Raw genomic sequence first — 17,540 nt, 5'->3', positions numbered from 1 at the left:
AATATATTTAAAGATATTGAAAAGCTATATATCTTTTCAATATCTATATTTAAATGTGTTCAATTATTCAGGGATAGATAAAAAACGATGAATGGCTCTTAAAACATGGTCTGGTTTTTCTGCATGAACCCAGTGCCCTGTATCAGCAACAACCCACGCTTTGGCTTGCGGAAATTGTTGTGCGATTTGTTCTTTATATTCAGCTTGTACATAAGGGGAATTTCCTCCTGGGATTAACAGCACGGGTTTATTCCAGGCGGGTACTATTTCCCAACCAATAATACTTTCATAATTAGCTTTTAGGGCAGGTAAATTAAATTTCCACTCACCTTGCTTAAAGGATTTAAGCAGAAATTGGATAACGCCATCCTCATTAATGTAATCACGCATAATCACAGTAGCTTCTTGGCGAGTTTTTGCATTTTTTGCTGTAACGGCATCAAGCGCCGCGAATATTTTATCATGACGACGGACTTGGTAAGCGACAGGCGCCATATCAATAGCAACGATACTATTAATAAAATTAGGGGCTATTGCTGTTGCCGCCATGGCGATTTTGCCACCCATAGAGTGACCAATTAAAATAGCATTTTCGTAACCTAAAGACTTTATTAGAGTAATAACATCTTGGGCCATTTGTTGGTAACTCATTTGCTCATCACGAAATGAGTCACCATGATTACGAACATCAATTTGAATCGTATCGAAATATTGTTGTAGATTACGTCCTAAAACACCTAAGTTATTGAGGTCACCAAATAACCCATGTATGAGTACAATAGGACTATTTGAGATTGGATTTTCAGGTTTATGGATAGTATGGTTAAGTAACACAGTCATATTTGTTTGATCAATTCGTCAGCGGTACATGTGGTCTTATCATGTCACGGCTATGAATAAAATCCAAATGGTCAAATAAGCTGCGATTTTGGCTGAGGTAAGTCAATGAGTCGATAATCAAAATATCCTTAGCCAATGAATTTCAGAAAATTGAAGTTGATCACTGAGGCAAAATACTGGAAGTCATGGCATGATAACCCACTGAATTATCTTTGAACTTAGAATAATGTTTACTTTAAGTTATTGAAATTTTAATTGTTTTGTTTTTTTTAAATCTGTCTTATAATCACACCGCAAATTTTAGTTAAAAAAGTACTGGGAAAAAATGAAAACGATAGAAGTTGATGAAGAGCTTTACCGCTATATTGCGAGCCATACACAGCATATCGGTGAAAGTGCATCGGATATTTTGCGCCGTATGTTAAATTTCAAATCCGGGCAGCCAGTACAAGCAAAAGAAATTAGTCAGGAACATGCTGTTATTAAGGCTGAACCTGCGATGAGTACACCTGCTGTTGCATTAAACCCTGTTAGAGTCATTAGAGAGCTTCTGTTATCTGACGCTTATGCAGAAAAAAGTAAAGCGATTGACCGCTTTATGTTGATTTTGTCTACTTTATATAGTTTAGATGCGAATCGTTTTGCGAGTGCAACAGAGTTAATGCATGGCCGAACTCGTATTTATTTTGCTGGTGATGAACAAACATTACTTGCAGCTGGTAAGCAATCTAAGCCGCGTCATATACCAGGAACACCCTATTGGGTGATCACGAATACGAATACGAATCGTAAACGTAGCATGGTTGATGCGATCATGCAGGAAATGCAATTTCCAACCAATGTGATTGAAAAAGTTTGTAATACTATTTAAAAACTGAAAGGCCACTGATGTTGATAACAAAGCATCAGTGCTTTGGGAGAAAACAAGTGACAATACATGAACGTGCAGGGCAGCTTCCGTTTCAAAGTGACTTGATCAATGTCGCTCAATTAACCGCTCAATATTATACGCAGCAACCACAACCCGATAATACATCTCAAGCTGTTAAGTTTGGCACATCAGGGCATCGTGGTAGTTCGTTGCGTAAAAATTTTAATGAAAACCACATATTAGCCATTGCACAAGCAATTGCCGATTTACGCAAAAAGCAAGGTGTAACAGGTCCTTGTTTTGTAGGGAAAGATACCCATGCGTTATCAGAAGCAGCGTTTATTACAGTGGTTGAAGTGTTAGCGGCAAATCAAGTTCATGTAATTGTTCAGGAAAATAATGGTTTTACGCCAACTCCAGCTATCTCTCACGCTATTTTAAGTTATAACCAATCACACCAAGATGTTGCGGATGGCATTGTAATTACGCCTTCACATAACCCACCTGAAGATGGCGGTATTAAATACAACCCTGCGAATGGCGGGCCGGCTGATACCGATTTAACTTCTGTTATTGAAAAAAATGCAAACCAATTGCTAGTCAATAACCTGGAAGGGGTTAAAAGAGTCAATTTTGATACAGCGATGGCGAGTGAATACGTTATTCAGCAAGATTTGGTTATGCCTTATGTCTCTGCATTAGGCGAAGTTGTTGATATGCAAGCGATTGCTAAGTCTGGTTTGAAAATTGGTGTTGACCCACTAGGCGGTTCCGGTATTGAATACTGGAAAAAAATTGCTGAATATTATCAATTAGATATTGAAATCGTAAATGACCAATTAGACCAAACGTTCCGTTTTATGCCTTTGGATCATGATGGTGTTATCCGTATGGATTGCTCATCAAGTTGGGCAATGGCGGGTTTGCTTGGGATGAAAGAAAAATTTGATTTAGCTTTCGCTAATGACCCTGACTATGACCGTCATGGCATTGTTACCCCCGATGGTTTAATGAACCCAAATCACTATCTTGCTGTGGCAATCGACTACCTATTCCAACACCGCCCTCAGTGGGGAAAAAATGTTGCGGTAGGGAAAACACTTGTCTCAAGTGCGATGATTGACCGTGTTGTTAATGATATCGGTCGTGAATTAGTTGAAGTGCCTGTAGGGTTCAAATGGTTCGTTGATGGGTTATTCAGTGGACAACTAGGTTTTGGCGGTGAGGAAAGTGCAGGGGCATCATTCTTAAAATTCGATGGCACACCTTGGTCAACAGACAAAGACGGTATCATTCTTTGCTTACTAGCCGCGGAAATTACGGCGGTTACCGGTGAAAACCCGCAGCAGCGTTATAATAACCTCGCCAAAAAATTTGGGGCACCGATTTACAATCGTATTCAAGCGAAAGCTACTCACGAAGAAAAAGCGAAGCTAAGTAAATTATCACCGGAAATGGTTGCAGCAGATACATTGGCAGGAGATAAAATTACACAGCGTTTAACCGCAGCCCCCGGTAATAATGCGCCAATTGGTGGTTTAAAAATCATGACTGATTATGGCTGGTTTGCAGCAAGGCCATCAGGTACGGAAGAAGCGTATAAAATTTATTGTGAAAGCTTCCGTGGAGAAGATCATTTACGCCAAATAGAAAAAGAAGCGATTGAGATCGTAAGCAAAGTTATTCGCTAATTTTTAATCTTCAATAAAAGACATTTCAATGAATATCCCGAAACACAGCGCAATGATGTAATTCGGGATATTATCGCTTATTTATTGTTAATTTCTCCATAAAATGGTGCTTGTCGAGAGTGTGACAAGATTAACAAAATTCTTTTCCCCATTATCAAAAAATAACCCCCCTTTCATTTTTGGGATTGCTGACAATAACCGTTGCAGCTAAAGGCTTGGAGTGGTACAACTTTAACTATCTGAGTGAATTTTATTAACCATAATTGAAGATAGATAGGGTGAGGTCAATGAGTCAGGTTTATAATTTCAGTGCAGGTCCAGCTATGCTACCTGTTGAAGTCATGCGTCGTGCTGAACAAGAGTTTTGTAATTGGAAGGGTTTAGGCGTTTCTGTCATGGAAGTTAGCCATCGCGGAAAAGACTTTATCGAAGTGGCAATAGAAGCAGAGCAAAATTTACGTGATTTATTAAACATCCCTGATAACTATAAAGTTTTATTTTGTCACGGTGGAGCTCGAGCCCATTTTGCGACGTTACCAATGAATTTACTAGGTGATAAAACGACCGCAGACTACATTGTAAGCGGCTATTGGTCAGAGTCAGCAGCAAAAGAAGCTGAAAAATACTGTACACCTAATGTAATTCAAATTACTGAAGAAAAAGATGGCATTGTTAGTTTAAAACCTATGAAAGAGTGGCCATTAAGTGATGATGCCGCTTATGTTCACTATTGCCCAAATGAAACCATTGGTGGCTTAGCTATTCATGAGGAACCTGATTTCCCTGAAGATAAAATTATTGTTGCTGACTATTCCTCTTCTATCTTATCTAAACCGATTGATGTAAGCCGTTATGGTGTAATTTATGCGGGAGCTCAAAAAAATATTGGGCCAGCTGGATTAACTATCGTTATTATTCGAGAAGACCTGCTCGGTAAAGCTTCGCCTCAGACTCCATCTGTATTTGATTACACGGTATTAGCAAAACACGATTCAATGTTTAATACTCCACCGACTTTTGCTTGGTATCTCGCGGGGATGGTCTTCAAATGGTTAAAAGAGCAAGGTGGTTTGCAAGAAATGGCTAAGCGTAATTATGAAAAATCACAATTACTCTACAATGCAATTGATGATAGCCAGTTCTATATTAACCGTGTTGCGGTTGAAAACCGTTCTTGGATGAACGTACCGTTCCAAATGCAAAACCCGGCACTTGATGCGAAATTTATTGAAGAAGCCAAAGAGCAAGGCTTACTTTCTCTAAAAGGCCATAAAGTGGCTGGTGGTATGCGTGCGTCAATCTATAATGCGATGCCATTAGCTGGTGTACAGGCTTTGGTTGATTTTATGGCTGATTTCGAACGCCATAACGCTCAATAATGAGATTTGCCGACTGAAATAGGATGTTCAGTCGGTTATCTGTGCTCTTCTTATTTGACTTAAAAGAAAATGGAGCCAGATTTTATTTACTTGCAAAACTTCACTGGAGAAACTGCTTTTTATGCAATCCCTGACATTACAACCTATCTCTTCAATCAACGGCACAATTAATTTGCCAGGGTCAAAAAGTGTCTCAAACCGCGCACTATTATTAGCAGCGATGGCTAAAGGAACGACCACACTCACTAACTTATTGGACAGTGATGATATTCGCCATATGCTGAATGCATTAAGCCAGCTAGGTGTTAACTACCAATTGTCTGAAGATAAAACACGTTGTCGTGTAGAAGGTTTAGGTGGAAATTTATCTCATCCAGATGAAACAGAAATCTTTTTAGGCAATGCGGGAACTGCAATGCGCCCACTGACTGCAGCACTATCACTAAGCCGTAATAATATTATTTTAACGGGTGAGCCTCGCATGAAAGAGCGCCCAATTGGGCATTTGGTTGATGCGCTGAGGGAAGGCGGTGCAGAGATTGAATATTTGGAACAAGAGAATTACCCACCATTACGTTTAAAAGGTGGTTTTATCGGTGGCCAAATTTCAGTTGATGGGTCTGTTTCCAGCCAGTTTTTAACTGCGCTGTTAATGGCGGCACCGCGTGCAGAGCAAGACACAACAATTACAATTATTGGCGAGTTAGTCTCCAAACCTTACATTGATATCACATTAGCATTAATGAAAACGTTCGGTGTTAATGTCGAAAATCATCAATATGAATATTTCGTTATCAAAGGGCAGCAACAATACCAATCACCAGGCGAATATTTAGTGGAAGGTGATGCTTCATCAGCGTCTTATTTCCTCGCTGCGGCCGCCATTAAGGGGGGCGTAGTGCGTGTAACAGGAATTGGGCGCAATAGTTTGCAAGGGGACACTAAATTTGCCAACGTATTAGAAAAAATGGGCGCGACTATTCGTTGGGGTGATGACTACGTTGAATGTGAACGCGGAACGTTGACTGGTATTGATATGGACATGAACGCGATCCCTGATGCGGCAATGACCATTGGAACGGTTGCCCTGTTTGCTGAAGGCGAAACGGTTATTCGTAATATCTATAACTGGCGGGTAAAAGAGACCGACCGGTTATATGCGATGGCGACAGAGTTACGAAAAGTTGGCGCTGAAGTGGAAGAGGGGCATGATTATATTCGTGTTGTTCCACCGAAAAAATTACAACATGCTGAAATTGAAACCTATAACGACCATCGTATTGCAATGTGTTTTTCGTTAGTTGCATTATCAGATACACCAGTAACAATTTTGGATCCGGGCTGCACTGCAAAAACTTTTCCTGATTACTTCGAACAGTTGGCACGTCTAAGTCATTAATCTATTGATTGGGTTGATATTATTTTCTTTGATATCAACCTGATTTTTACGATTCAAATATCAACTTTTTCTTATTTTTTAGCAATCATCAGAACCTGCTTATTTCACAAATCTACTGAATTGGTATAATACCTTCACAGATTTTAATTGCGGGTAGCTAGGCTATTTGCAGAAAAGGAGATTTTTTATGGTGGCGATAGCCCCTGTAATCACCGTTGATGGACCAAGCGGAGCAGGTAAAGGTACGCTTTGCCAAGCATTAGCAAACGAGTTTGGGTGGCAACTTTTAGACTCTGGCGCGATTTATCGTGTATTAGCGTTAGCTGCGTTACATCACCATGTTGATATCCAATCCGAAGATGCGTTAGTTCCTTTGGCTGCAAATTTAGATGTGAAATTTGTTCCTGAAGATAATGTACTGAAAGTCATTCTGGAAGGGGAAGATGTTTCGAATCAAATTAGAACCGAAACAGTAGGAAACACTGCATCCCAAACAGCCACTTTTCCTCGCGTACGTGAAGCTTTACTCCGACGCCAACGTGCATTTAGAACCCATCCTGGGCTAATTGCTGATGGCCGTGATATGGGAACGGTGGTTTTTCCCGATGCACCGGTAAAAATTTTTCTTGATGCCTCCGCGGAAGAACGGGCTCATCGGCGGATGAAGCAGTTGCAAGAAAAAGGTTTTGATGTTAATTTTGAACGTCTTTTAAGCGAAATTGAAGAGCGGGATTTTCGTGATCGTAATCGCTCTGTTGCACCTCTTATTGCCGCGAAAGACGCATTAGTGCTGGATTCCACAAGTATGTCTATTGAGGAAGTTATTGAAAAAGCACACACCTATGCAAAAAAAATTCTACAATTATCGTGATAATAGGCTTTATTTTAGCTTATAATTAGATAATATACGCAGTTACCGCTATGTGATTATATTATTAGCGTAGCATCAACCTTGCGACATGGAATGTTGTGGGGTATGTGAAACAACCCCATTTGGCGGGAAGCTAAGTGGACGTTAATTTAAAACTCTTGAAGATCATTAATATGACTGAATCTTTTGCTCAACTCTTTGAAGAATCCCTGCAGAATATTGAAACTCGTCCTGGTTCTATCGTCCGTGGTACTGTTGTTGCCATCGATAAAGACGTAGTCCTTGTTGACGCAGGTCTTAAATCAGAATCTGCTATCCCAGTAGAACAGTTCAAAAATGCTCAGGGTGAGCTAGAAATCCAAGTTGGCGATGAAATCGATGTAGCTCTGGATGCAGTAGAAGATGGTTTCGGTGAAACTATCCTGTCTCGTGAGAAAGCTAAACGTCATGAAGCATGGCTGATGCTGGAAAAAGCTTACGAAGAAGCTGAAACTGTAACTGGTGTTATCAACGGTAAAGTTAAAGGTGGTTTCACTGTTGAGCTGAACGGTATTCGTGCGTTCTTACCAGGTTCACTGGTTGATGTACGTCCAGTTCGTGATACTACTCACTTGGAAGGCAAAGAGCTTGAGTTCAAAGTAATCAAGCTGGATCAGAAACGCAACAACGTTGTTGTTTCTCGTCGTGCTGTAATTGAATCTGAAAGCAGCGCTGAGCGCGATCAACTGCTGGAAAATCTGCAAGAAGGCATGGAAGTTAAAGGTATCGTTAAGAACCTTACTGACTACGGTGCATTCGTTGATCTGGGCGGTGTTGACGGCCTGCTGCATATCACTGACATGGCTTGGAAACGTGTTAAACACCCAAGCGAAATCGTCAACGTTGGTGATGAAATCAATGTTAAAGTTCTGAAATTCGACCGTGAGCGCACTCGTGTTTCTCTGGGTCTGAAACAACTGGGCGAAGATCCTTGGGTCGCAATCGCTAAACGTTACCCAGAAGGTACTAAACTGACTGGTCGCGTTACTAACCTGACTGACTATGGTTGCTTCGTAGAAATCGAAGAAGGCGTTGAAGGTCTGGTTCACGTTTCAGAAATGGATTGGACTAACAAAAACATCCACCCATCTAAAGTTGTTAACGTTGGTGATGTTGTTGAAGTTATGGTTCTGGATATCGATGAAGAACGTCGTCGTATCTCACTGGGCCTGAAACAGTGCAAATCTAACCCATGGCAGCAATTCGCAGAAACTCACAACAAAGGCGACCGCGTTGAAGGTAAAATCAAGTCTATCACTGACTTCGGTATCTTCATCGGTCTGGACGGCGGCATCGATGGCCTGGTTCACCTGTCTGACATCTCCTGGAACGTTGCAGGCGAAGAAGCAGTTCGTGAATACAAAAAAGGTGATGAAATCGCAGCTGTTGTTCTGCAAGTCGACGCAGAGCGTGAACGTATTTCTTTAGGTGTTAAACAGTTAGCTGAAGATCCATTCAATAACTATTTAGCAGCAACTAAGAAAGGCGCAATCGTAACTGGTAAAGTAATCGCAGTTGATGCTAAAGGTGCAACTGTTGAGCTGACACTGGGCGTTGAAGGTTACCTGCGTGCATCAGAAGCTTCACGTGACCGTGTTGAAGATGCAACACTGGTTCTGAACGTTGGTGATGATGTTGAAGCTAAATACACTGGTGTTGATCGTAAAAACCGTGTAATCAACCTGTCTGTTCGCGCTAAAGACGAAGCTGATGAGAAAGACGCTGTCGCAGCTGTGAACAAACAAGAAGATACAGCATTCGGCAACAATGCTATGGCTGAAGCTTTCAAAGCAGCTAAAGGCGAATAATTAAGTGGGGGCAACAGTAGCGTTGCCCCTTTGTAACGGTAGTTTAGGGAGGTACTATGACCAAGTCTGAATTAATTGAAAGACTGGCTAGCCAGCAGTCTCATCTTTCAGCAAAAACCGTTGAGGAAGCTGTAAAGGAAATTCTTGAGCATATGGCGGATACGTTAGCTAACGGTGAGCGTATTGAAGTCCGTGGTTTCGGCAGTTTTTCTCTTCACTACCGTGCTCCACGCGTTGGCCGTAACCCAAAAACTGGTGATAAAGTGGAACTAGAAGGTAAATATGTTCCTCACTTTAAACCAGGTAAAGAATTACGTGATCGTGTAAATATTTACGGCCAATAATCGGGCTGTAAATCTTAATTATTACATCAAAACAGTGCTTGTATTTTATACAGCACTGTTTTTTATTTCTGGTCAACACCAACACCAACACCAACACCAACACCAACACCAACACCAACACCAACACCAACACCACTTCTATACTTTTAAAGCCTATAAAAATAATAAAATAAATCCAAAAGCAGCTTTAGAGATATATACGTGTTTTGCGAAGCTCCTCGCAAACTAATATGTATATTTTTATCAGTAAAAAACATATTGGGAAGCGCTACGAAAAATAAAACAAAGAGACTTAAAAAATTCATAGGAATAAATAAACTAAAGCAAATAAACGCTATGTAGGGATACAAAAGTTGATAAAAAATATCATCTACATAATAAGATGGCTAAATAACTCAATCAAAAAATGTAATTTAATCTTTAATGGAAAATTGTCTATTTCGATGACGCTGGCTTCTATTGCTTTGATTTTAGGTACGTTACCACTTTTATTTATACCTGAAATTATAATGTTGAGTGAATTACTCTTTATCGTGTTATTTATGGTGCTGTTAATAATGCTCTTTCTATTGGGTAAGTTAGGAAAGTTCCTTGCATTAACTATTATGTTTTTCTTATGGGCTAATTGGCATGGAATTAATATCATTAACCATATCAATTATCTATCTACAAAAAATAACGATATTAATATAGTTATTGTTGGTATTTCATTAAGTGACAAAGAACAAAAAATCAAAGTACGTATTGATAAAATTAACAACCGCATTGTTTTCCCTCCTTTATATGCTACGTGGAAAACAAAGGAAACAGTTTGCGCTGGGCAGTTGTGGCGAATCAATGGCACTGTAAAGCCACTACACAGCTCACTAAATGAAGGAGGATTTAACCTACAACGTTATTATTTGGCTAATAGAATCATTGGAGTTTTGAAAAGTAAGAAAATAAAATTATTAAAAAAGGATTGTTCTGTAAGACAAAAAGTTATCCATAATTATATGGAGCTAATTAATTCATTATCTAATAAAGGGATTATTTATGGACTAATGTTTGGAGATAGAAGTTTGTTGGCAGTAGAACAAACATATTTACTACAGAGAACAGGTTTGACACATTTAATGGCTATATCAGGCTTGCATATTGGGTTAGCTTACTTGTTTGGCTTTCTTATCACTCGAGGGATTCAATATTTTTTACCAATAAAGTATGTCAATGAAACACTACCAGTAGTAATTGGTATAGGGCTAGCAATTTTTTATGCATGGATCTCTGGCTTTGCTATCCCTGCGACTCGAGCATTATTTGCCCTACTATTATGGGTATATATCAGAAATAAGCCTGCAAGGTATTTTGCTTGGCAATGGGCACTGTGGAGTATCGCAGGAATATTATTATTAGACCCATTAGCTATTTTGTCAGATAGTTTTTGGTTATCTAGTTTCGCTGTGCTAGCCATTCTTTATTGGTTAACCATATTTCCACTACCATATCATTTATCTAAAGGTGTAAAGGGGAAAATTATAGGGTTAACCCATTTACAAATTGGCTTACTAGTCTTACTGATCCCAATGCAACTTAGTCTATTTAATGGTATTAATGTAATGGGGTTAGTGGCAAATATCTGGTTTGTCCCGTTAGTTTCTTGGTGTGTTGTTCCTGCTATTTTGCTCTTGTTTTTAGTACCAATAAAAGTGGTTCAGCAACCTATTTTATATACGATAGATAGGGTTATAGATATAGGGCTAAAACCATTACCTTATTTCAGTACTTTTTGGTCAGAATTTATCAATGTTCCCTATTATTTATTTTTAATATGTTGGTTAAGTATCATTGTCGTTTTATTTAAGTGGTACAAGCGCTATTTCGGGCTTATTAGCTGTGTAGTTATTTCAATTTTCTTAGAAAAGGGGAGCGGTAAACAATCCAAAGAAGGTTGGAGAATGACGGTATTAGACATCGGGCATGGTTTGGCTGTTGTGATAGAACAAAACAATTTAGCGTTACTCTATGATACAGGTAATGTATGGAAAGGGGATAGCAATGCACAGCGTCAAATTATTCCTTTCCTTAAATATCACGATATAACCCCAATTGGAGTCATTTTAAGCCATAATCATTTAGACCATACTGGTGGCGCAAATTATTTAATCCAGCAATATCCATGGCTAAGTGTAAGAAGTAGCTTTGGCCCACAAAAAACGTCGGTAAATAGGGAAAAAACTAATAATATAAAAAGTATGGAACACCTTCCGTGTTTTAAAGGCCAAAAATGGCAGTGGGGGATATTAACTTTTGAAGTATTATGGCCTGAAAAGCTAGCACCAATATCACATAATGATGATTCTTGTGTTATTCAATTAACGGATGGGTTTCATAAAATTTTATTAACAGGAGATATCGAAAAACAAGGGGAAAAATCACTGGTCGCAATGTACAAGAATCGGTTACGTTCGACTCTTCTTTTCGCTCCTCATCATGGAAGCAGCACGTCATCAACTGATTTATTATTAAGAAATGTTCAACCTTCAATGGTGGTAGTCTCATCAGCAAGGTATAGTGCATGGAAAATTCCATCGCCAAAAGTCTATTTTCGGTATAAAAATAATAATATTAAATGGTTAAATACAGCGGAAGATGGCCAGTTAACTATATGGTTTAAAAAGGAAAAAATTAAAATTTCACGTTATCGCTATGAAATTCAGCCCCGCTGGTATCATCTGTGGTTTGGCTTACCGCTATTTCCCGAGTAGAATAGTGCGCTTACATTAAGTCTGGTAATTAAAAGTATGAATGATAAAGACCTTTCGACAAAACAAACTTTTCGTCGCTTGTGGCCGATAATTGCGCCTTTTAAAGCGGGTTTAATCGTTGCAGCAATAGCACTTATCATAAACGCAGCGGGTGACGCGTTTATGATTTCTTTATTAAAACCTTTATTGGATGAGGGCTTTGATAAAGCAGATAATGACGTTTTAAAATGGCTTCCGCTTGCGGTGTTAGGTTTAATGGTTGTTCGTGGTGGGTCTAGCTTTGTTTCAACCTATTGTGTTTCCTGGGTTGCAGGTAAAGTCGTGATGAACATGCGGCGTAAATTATTTGGTCATATGATGGGAATGCCTGTTAGTTTTTTTGACCAGCAATCGACAGGAACACTATTATCTAGAATTACCTATGATTCAGAACAAGTTGCATCTTCTTCTTCTGGAGCATTAATTACAATTATTCGTGAAAGTGCTTATATCATCGGGTTGTTTGCGATGATGTTTTATTATAGCTGGCAACTTTCTCTTATTTTAATCGTAATTGCCCCGATTGTATCAGTCACTATTCGTATCGTCTCTAAACGTTTTCGTAAGATTAGTAAAAACATGCAAACCGGAATGGGGCATGTGACGGCAAGTGCTGAACAGATGTTAAAAGGCCATAAAGAAGTTTTAATTTTTGGGGGACAGAAAGTTGAGACTGAACGCTTTAATAAAGTCAGTAACAACATGCGCCGCCAAAATATGAAAATGGTAACCGCTTCAGCAATTTCAGACCCTATTGTTCAGTTAATTGCATCATTTGCACTAGCATTTGTCCTTTATGCAGCGAGTTTTCCTGAAATTCGTGATGAATTAACATCGGGTACAATTGCAGTTGTTTTTTCATCAATGTTTGCACTGATGCGTCCTTTAAAATCATTAACTAACGTTAACTCACAATTCCAGCGTGGTATGGCGGCTTGCCAAACTTTATTTGCTATCTTAGATTCCGAACAAGAAAAAGATAACGGAAATAAAGTACTTAAAGAGGTTAAAGGAGATATTAAATTTGAACATGTTACCTTTACCTATGCAACCAAAGAGCATCCTGCGTTAGACGATGTTTCGTTTACTTTGCCAGCAGGAAAATCAGTTGCTCTAGTTGGGCGATCAGGTTCAGGTAAGTCCACAATTGCAAATTTGATTACACGTTTTTATGATATCGACGAGGGGTCTATTCAAATTGATGGGCATGACATTCGTGAATACACGTTATCTTCATTACGTAGTCAAGTCGCGTTAGTTTCTCAGCATGTTTATCTATTTAACGATACGATAGCCAATAATATTGCCTATGCAACAGACGGCAGCTACAGCCGTGAGCAAATAGAGAAAGCTGCAGAAATGGCTTATGCAATGGATTTTATTGCTAAACTTGAAAAAGGCTTGGATACGGTTATTGGTGAAAATGGTGTTATGCTTTCTGGCGGACAACGTCAAAGAATAGCGATTGCTCGAGCACTGCTACGTGATGCCCCAATTCTTATTCTTGATGAGGCGACATCCGCGCTAGATACAGAGTCTGAACGTGCTATTCAAGCTGCCCTTGATGAGTTACAGAAAAATAGAACATCTTTGGTCATTGCACACAGGTTATCGACGATAGAAAATGCAGATGAGATATTAGTTGTACAAGATGGCCGAATCATTGAGCGTGGTGACCATAAATCGCTATTAGCTCAAGATGGCGCATATTCACAGTTACATAGCATTCAGTTTAAACAATGATAGAACGCATTTGGTCTGGCAAGTCATGGCTGTATCTTTTATTGCTGCCGTTATCTTTCCTTTATGGGTTGGTAACGGTAATTAGGGATATAGCTTATAAAATCGGGCTGAAACGTTCATGGAAAGCGCCAATTCCAGTGGTAGTGGTGGGAAACCTGACAGCGGGGGGAAATGGTAAAACCCCTGTTGTTATCTGGTTAGTGGAATCACTCACCAAAGAAGGCTACCGCGTGGGGGTTGTTTCTCGAGGGTATGGCGGTAAAGCTGAAAAGTACCCGCTGATACTCGATGAAACGACGAAAACTGAAGTTGCTGGGGATGAACCCATACTAATTTTTCATCGTACTAAATCCCCCGTGGCTGTTGCGCCTAAGCGCAGTGATGCAGTTAAAGCGTTATTGGAAAAATTCCCATTAGATGTGATTATTACTGATGATGGGTTGCAGCACTATGCATTGCAACGTGACTACGAGATTGTCGTTATTGATGGCCAGCGTCGTTTTGGTAATGGTTGGTGGCTACCCGCAGGGCCTATGCGTGAAAGGGCTGGGCGTTTAAAGCGTGTTAATGCTGTCATTGTTAACGGTGGTGAAGCTCAAGAAAATGAAGCCGTAATGGCCCTTGAAGGCGATGTTGCTTATAACTTGGTGACTGGTGAAAAACGTGCAGTTACACAATTACCTGCGGTTGTCGCAATAGCAGGTATTGGTCATCCTCCTCGTTTTTTTACCTCATTAGAAAACAAAGGGGTCGAAGTTATTAACACTCATGCTTTTGCTGATCACCAATCGTATGAATTAAAACAGCTTTCACCGTTAGTTAAAAATGAGCAAAACTTATTAATGACCGAAAAAGACGCGGTGAAATGCCGTGCTTTTGCACAACCAAATTGGTGGTTCCTTCCAGTACAAGCACAATTGCAGCCGATTGACGCTGAAAAAATCTTAAGCGGAATAAGAAAACTTATCACAAATAACAAAAAAACTTGTCTATAACGTTCCTCTGTGATAATAATATCTCCAATGTGATATAGATCTACTTATTATGTATCTAGATACAATACATTGATAATTGGATTTTATACTAGCTTAAATTTCACGCTCCGTTCTTTAGTTAGTCTTCATATCCTCGCGTAATCTACATTGTAAAGTCGCTGTCACTGCGTTTTGTCATCATAATGTCAAAATAGACTGTTAACTTCGCAGTAGATTAGCGGTGTCTGAAATCTATATATATGGGCGTTATAAAATATGCGCAATGATTTGTGCGCATGAATTGGTAAAGTTTAATTACTCTTTGATGTATTAATAGATCGGCATTTTATAAATGGGAAGCAAGAAAGAGTAATGATACAAAGATAAAAAAAATATTGTTCTCAGAACAAAAGGAGTTTTAATATGAATTTTCAATTACATATGGGTCGAGTTAAATGGTTTGACGCAAAAGAAGGTTACGGTTTTATTTCACCATTCAATGGTGGTGATGATGTATTTGTGACAACAAAGTCAATTGCTAATAAAAAAATCAAATCATTATTCGAAGGTCAAAACGTTGAGTTCTCTGTTACTCGTAATTCGGATGGCATAACGGCAGCTGACGTTATTGCTTATTAGATAATAAACAGAACAATTTCTCCTGCTTTTATCCTCTCATCTCTCGCAGGAGATCTTATTCAGGAAGATTAAAGTTAACGGTGATATCTGCATGTGATATCCTGACTTCAAGTGAGTTAAAATCCATTCGGGAGAAAACATGGATCACCGTTTACTTGAAATCGTTGCCTGTCCTGTATGTCACGGCAAATTAAGTTATAACAAAGAAAACCTCGAACTTATCTGTAAGTTTGATCATTTAGCCTATCCAATTCGTGACGGCATCCCTGTATTACTAGAAAATGAAGCGCGCCCCGTTTCATTAGATGAAGGTCAGTAATCCTCATGTTTACGGTTATTATTCCTGCTCGTTATGCCTCAACACGCTTACCAGGTAAACCTTTGGCTGATATCCATGGCAAGCCAATGGTTGTTCGAGTAATGGAGCAAGCTGTTAAATCGGGGGCTAGCCGAGTGATAGTTGCGACAGATCACTCTGATGTTGCTAAAGCGGTGATTGAAGCAGGTGGTGAAGCTTGTATGACTAACCCAAATCATCAGTCTGGGACAGAAAGACTAGCTGAAGTTATTGATACCTATGCTTTTTCTGACGATGAAATCATTGTGAATGTGCAAGGTGATGAACCTTTAATTCCACCTGAGATTATCAGCCAAGTTGCTCGTAATCTTCAGGGGAGTAAAGCTGAAATGGGGACGCTAGCTGTACCTATTAATGATGCTCATGAAGCGTTTAATCCAAATACTGTCAAGGTTGTTACTGATCACGAAGGTTATGCATTGTATTTTTCTCGGGCAACTATTCCTTGGGATAGAGACAACTTTGCGAAAAGCCATGATGTAATAGGGGATACCTTTTTGCGTCACATTGGTATATACGCTTATCGAGCAGGGTTTATTCGTCGTTATATTAAGTGGGAAGCAAGCCCATTAGAGAAAATCGAAATGCTAGAGCAACTTAGGGTGCTTTGGTATGGCGAGAAAATTCATGTGGATGTCGCGAAAACTACGCCAGGTGCTGGTGTTGATACCCCTGAAGATCTTGAACTCGTTAGAAGTCAATTTATTCAGTAGCCCACATTTTCCTAATAGCTCAAATAGCCAATATGCGATTTAGCTAAACAAAAGGTGTAATCTCAATAGATTACACCTTTTTTGCTACTATTCAGCGGTAACTGACTCAGGCGTAGCAAGTTGCTCTTCTAACGTCTGTGTATTATTGGGTTTTAAATGCCACCAAAGCGTACCAAGAAATTCATACCAAGCACGTTCACTATGGCCAAAGAAATAAGAGGAAGGGATATATTTCTCCCATGGATTAATTTCACTCGTGATAACCAACTGATTTGCGGGGGCAGGGAAAGGGTTCATTCCTCGTTGAGTAAACATAGTCATCGCTCGAGGTAAATGGTTAGCAGAAGTTACTAATAAAAAAGGAGATTTCCCAATGATTTTTTCAACTTCATAAGCTTCCTCTTGTGTATCTTTGGGTTCAGTGAGTGGAATAGTATCTTGTGCGGGGACACCCAAGGATTGAGCAACTTGTGCAGCAACTTCGGCACTGCTGATAGGACTACTCGCTTTACCGCCAGTGAAAATTAGTTTACTACCAGGGTGTTTAAGGTAAAGACGAACACCTTCAGTCACTCTAGGTAGGCTATTATTCAACAGATTGGAACTTGGACTCCAATCAGGGTTATACGTAAAACCGCCACCGAGAACAACAATATAACGTACATCTTGAGGTGGATTCTCAGTAATTAATTCATAGCGCTTATTGAATTGTTTTTCTGCTGGGGCAAGTAAAGTATCTGAAACAGGTTGTAACCCCAACAGAGTTATTAAAACTAAACTTAGGGTAGTAAACGCCTTTCCACAACGCTGCCAGCGTGTAAACCAAAGCAAAAGCAATCCGATAAACCCGATGATGAGTAATAATGGTAATGGCATCAATAGAGAACCAATATATTTTTTTAAGATAAATAACATAACTAAGCCTATTTTTAAGGGTTATCGATTAATCATTGTGGCAGAATCTACGGAAAAATATGCAATAACGCAGCGAAATTAGAGGGAAAATAACAGAATAGTGTTTAATAGTAGCAAACTGAAATTTGCTGAGCACAATGAAGTACTATGCAAAAATATAGCTATTATCT

General features: G+C 39.3%; 15 protein-coding genes. 13 read left to right on the top strand and 2 right to left on the bottom strand.

Features of this window, described 5'->3' with window-relative positions; genetic code table 11:
• Positions 1-63 precede the first annotated feature (63 nt).
• Positions 64-840, bottom strand: coding sequence for an esterase (gene ybfF / locus PZ638_RS14290; RefSeq protein WP_004256243.1), 777 nt, complete (start codon positions 838-840; stop codon positions 64-66).
• A gap of 325 nt (positions 841-1,165) precedes the next feature.
• On the opposite strand from ybfF, the gene seqA reads away from it, so the two are divergent.
• The 13 genes from seqA to kdsB all read left to right on the top strand — a co-directional run bounded on the left by seqA (position 1,166) and on the right by kdsB (position 16,455).
• On the top strand, positions 1,166-1,711 hold the full coding sequence (seqA, locus tag PZ638_RS14285) for a replication initiation negative regulator SeqA (protein WP_004256238.1): 546 nt from the start codon (positions 1,166-1,168) through the stop codon (positions 1,709-1,711).
• Between the two features lie 56 nt (positions 1,712-1,767).
• The gene (gene pgm, locus PZ638_RS14280; protein WP_112308212.1) at positions 1,768-3,402 is read left to right on the top strand and encodes a phosphoglucomutase (alpha-D-glucose-1,6-bisphosphate-dependent); all 1,635 of its coding nucleotides are present in this window, start codon (positions 1,768-1,770) and stop codon (positions 3,400-3,402) included.
• Positions 3,403-3,689: 287 nt separating this feature from the next.
• Positions 3,690-4,781: a 3-phosphoserine/phosphohydroxythreonine transaminase gene (gene serC / locus PZ638_RS14275; protein WP_094960686.1), complete on the top strand. Its 1,092-nt coding sequence runs from the start codon at positions 3,690-3,692 to the stop codon at positions 4,779-4,781.
• 121 nt (positions 4,782-4,902) lie between these two features.
• Positions 4,903-6,180, top strand: coding sequence for a 3-phosphoshikimate 1-carboxyvinyltransferase (aroA, locus tag PZ638_RS14270; RefSeq protein ID WP_112308211.1), 1,278 nt, complete (start codon positions 4,903-4,905; stop codon positions 6,178-6,180).
• A 187-nt stretch (positions 6,181-6,367) separates the two neighbouring features.
• Positions 6,368-7,051 carry a (d)CMP kinase gene (gene cmk / locus PZ638_RS14265; RefSeq protein ID WP_094960688.1) on the top strand — a complete coding sequence of 228 codons (684 nt, stop codon included), beginning with the start codon at positions 6,368-6,370 and terminating at the stop codon, positions 7,049-7,051.
• A gap of 173 nt (positions 7,052-7,224) precedes the next feature.
• Complete coding sequence (gene rpsA, locus PZ638_RS14260) at positions 7,225-8,898, top strand: 30S ribosomal protein S1 (RefSeq protein WP_004909559.1); 1,674 nt, start codon at positions 7,225-7,227, stop codon at positions 8,896-8,898.
• Between the two features lie 56 nt (positions 8,899-8,954).
• Positions 8,955-9,242: an integration host factor subunit beta gene (gene ihfB / locus PZ638_RS14255; RefSeq protein WP_004256221.1), complete on the top strand. Its 288-nt coding sequence runs from the start codon at positions 8,955-8,957 to the stop codon at positions 9,240-9,242.
• A gap of 443 nt (positions 9,243-9,685) precedes the next feature.
• Entirely contained in the window at positions 9,686-11,989 is a 2,304-nt protein-coding gene (locus tag PZ638_RS14250) for a DNA internalization-related competence protein ComEC/Rec2 (protein ID WP_272674342.1), read from the top strand.
• Between the two features lie 36 nt (positions 11,990-12,025).
• Positions 12,026-13,771 carry a lipid A ABC transporter ATP-binding protein/permease MsbA gene (msbA, locus tag PZ638_RS14245; protein ID WP_004256213.1) on the top strand — a complete coding sequence of 582 codons (1,746 nt, stop codon included), beginning with the start codon at positions 12,026-12,028 and terminating at the stop codon, positions 13,769-13,771.
• Positions 13,768-14,766 carry a tetraacyldisaccharide 4'-kinase gene (lpxK, locus tag PZ638_RS14240; RefSeq protein WP_094960691.1) on the top strand — a complete coding sequence of 333 codons (999 nt, stop codon included), beginning with the start codon at positions 13,768-13,770 and terminating at the stop codon, positions 14,764-14,766. Before msbA ends, lpxK begins: the two co-directional genes overlap by 4 nt.
• Positions 14,767-15,168: 402 nt before the next feature.
• Entirely contained in the window at positions 15,169-15,384 is a 216-nt protein-coding gene (locus PZ638_RS14235; RefSeq protein WP_004256206.1) for a cold-shock protein, read from the top strand.
• Positions 15,385-15,523: 139 nt separating this feature from the next.
• Positions 15,524-15,703: a Trm112 family protein gene (locus PZ638_RS14230; protein WP_004256203.1), complete on the top strand. Its 180-nt coding sequence runs from the start codon at positions 15,524-15,526 to the stop codon at positions 15,701-15,703.
• A gap of 5 nt (positions 15,704-15,708) precedes the next feature.
• Positions 15,709-16,455, top strand: coding sequence for a 3-deoxy-manno-octulosonate cytidylyltransferase (gene kdsB / locus PZ638_RS14225; protein ID WP_096864230.1), 747 nt, complete (start codon positions 15,709-15,711; stop codon positions 16,453-16,455).
• A gap of 87 nt (positions 16,456-16,542) precedes the next feature.
• On the opposite strand, the gene elyC is transcribed toward kdsB, so the two are convergent.
• Positions 16,543-17,370, bottom strand: a complete 828-nt coding sequence (gene elyC, locus PZ638_RS14220) for an envelope biogenesis factor ElyC (RefSeq protein ID WP_164455828.1) — start codon at positions 17,368-17,370, stop codon at positions 16,543-16,545.
• Between the last annotated feature and the right edge of the window lie 170 nt (positions 17,371-17,540).

The organism is Providencia hangzhouensis (genome assembly GCF_029193595.2).
GTDB classification, from domain to species: domain Bacteria; phylum Pseudomonadota; class Gammaproteobacteria; order Enterobacterales; family Enterobacteriaceae; genus Providencia; species Providencia hangzhouensis.
Note: the sequence above shows the minus strand (reverse complement) of the source record. Positions and strands in the feature narration are given on the sequence as shown.

Coding starts and splice junctions, on each gene's coding strand:
- ybfF (WP_004256243.1), bottom strand. CDS start 840: ATGACTGTGTTACTTAACCATACTATCCATAAACCTGAAAATCCAATC.
- seqA (WP_004256238.1), top strand. CDS start 1,166: ATGAAAACGATAGAAGTTGATGAAGAGCTTTACCGCTATATTGCGAGC.
- serC (WP_094960686.1), top strand. CDS start 3,690: ATGAGTCAGGTTTATAATTTCAGTGCAGGTCCAGCTATGCTACCTGTT.
- aroA (WP_112308211.1), top strand. CDS start 4,903: ATGCAATCCCTGACATTACAACCTATCTCTTCAATCAACGGCACAATT.
- cmk (WP_094960688.1), top strand. CDS start 6,368: ATGGTGGCGATAGCCCCTGTAATCACCGTTGATGGACCAAGCGGAGCA.
- rpsA (WP_004909559.1), top strand. CDS start 7,225: ATGACTGAATCTTTTGCTCAACTCTTTGAAGAATCCCTGCAGAATATT.
- ihfB (WP_004256221.1), top strand. CDS start 8,955: ATGACCAAGTCTGAATTAATTGAAAGACTGGCTAGCCAGCAGTCTCAT.
- PZ638_RS14250 (WP_272674342.1), top strand. CDS start 9,686: ATGACGCTGGCTTCTATTGCTTTGATTTTAGGTACGTTACCACTTTTA.
- msbA (WP_004256213.1), top strand. CDS start 12,026: ATGAATGATAAAGACCTTTCGACAAAACAAACTTTTCGTCGCTTGTGG.
- lpxK (WP_094960691.1), top strand. CDS start 13,768: ATGATAGAACGCATTTGGTCTGGCAAGTCATGGCTGTATCTTTTATTG.
- PZ638_RS14235 (WP_004256206.1), top strand. CDS start 15,169: ATGAATTTTCAATTACATATGGGTCGAGTTAAATGGTTTGACGCAAAA.
- PZ638_RS14230 (WP_004256203.1), top strand. CDS start 15,524: ATGGATCACCGTTTACTTGAAATCGTTGCCTGTCCTGTATGTCACGGC.
- kdsB (WP_096864230.1), top strand. CDS start 15,709: ATGTTTACGGTTATTATTCCTGCTCGTTATGCCTCAACACGCTTACCA.
- elyC (WP_164455828.1), bottom strand. CDS start 17,370: ATGTTATTTATCTTAAAAAAATATATTGGTTCTCTATTGATGCCATTA.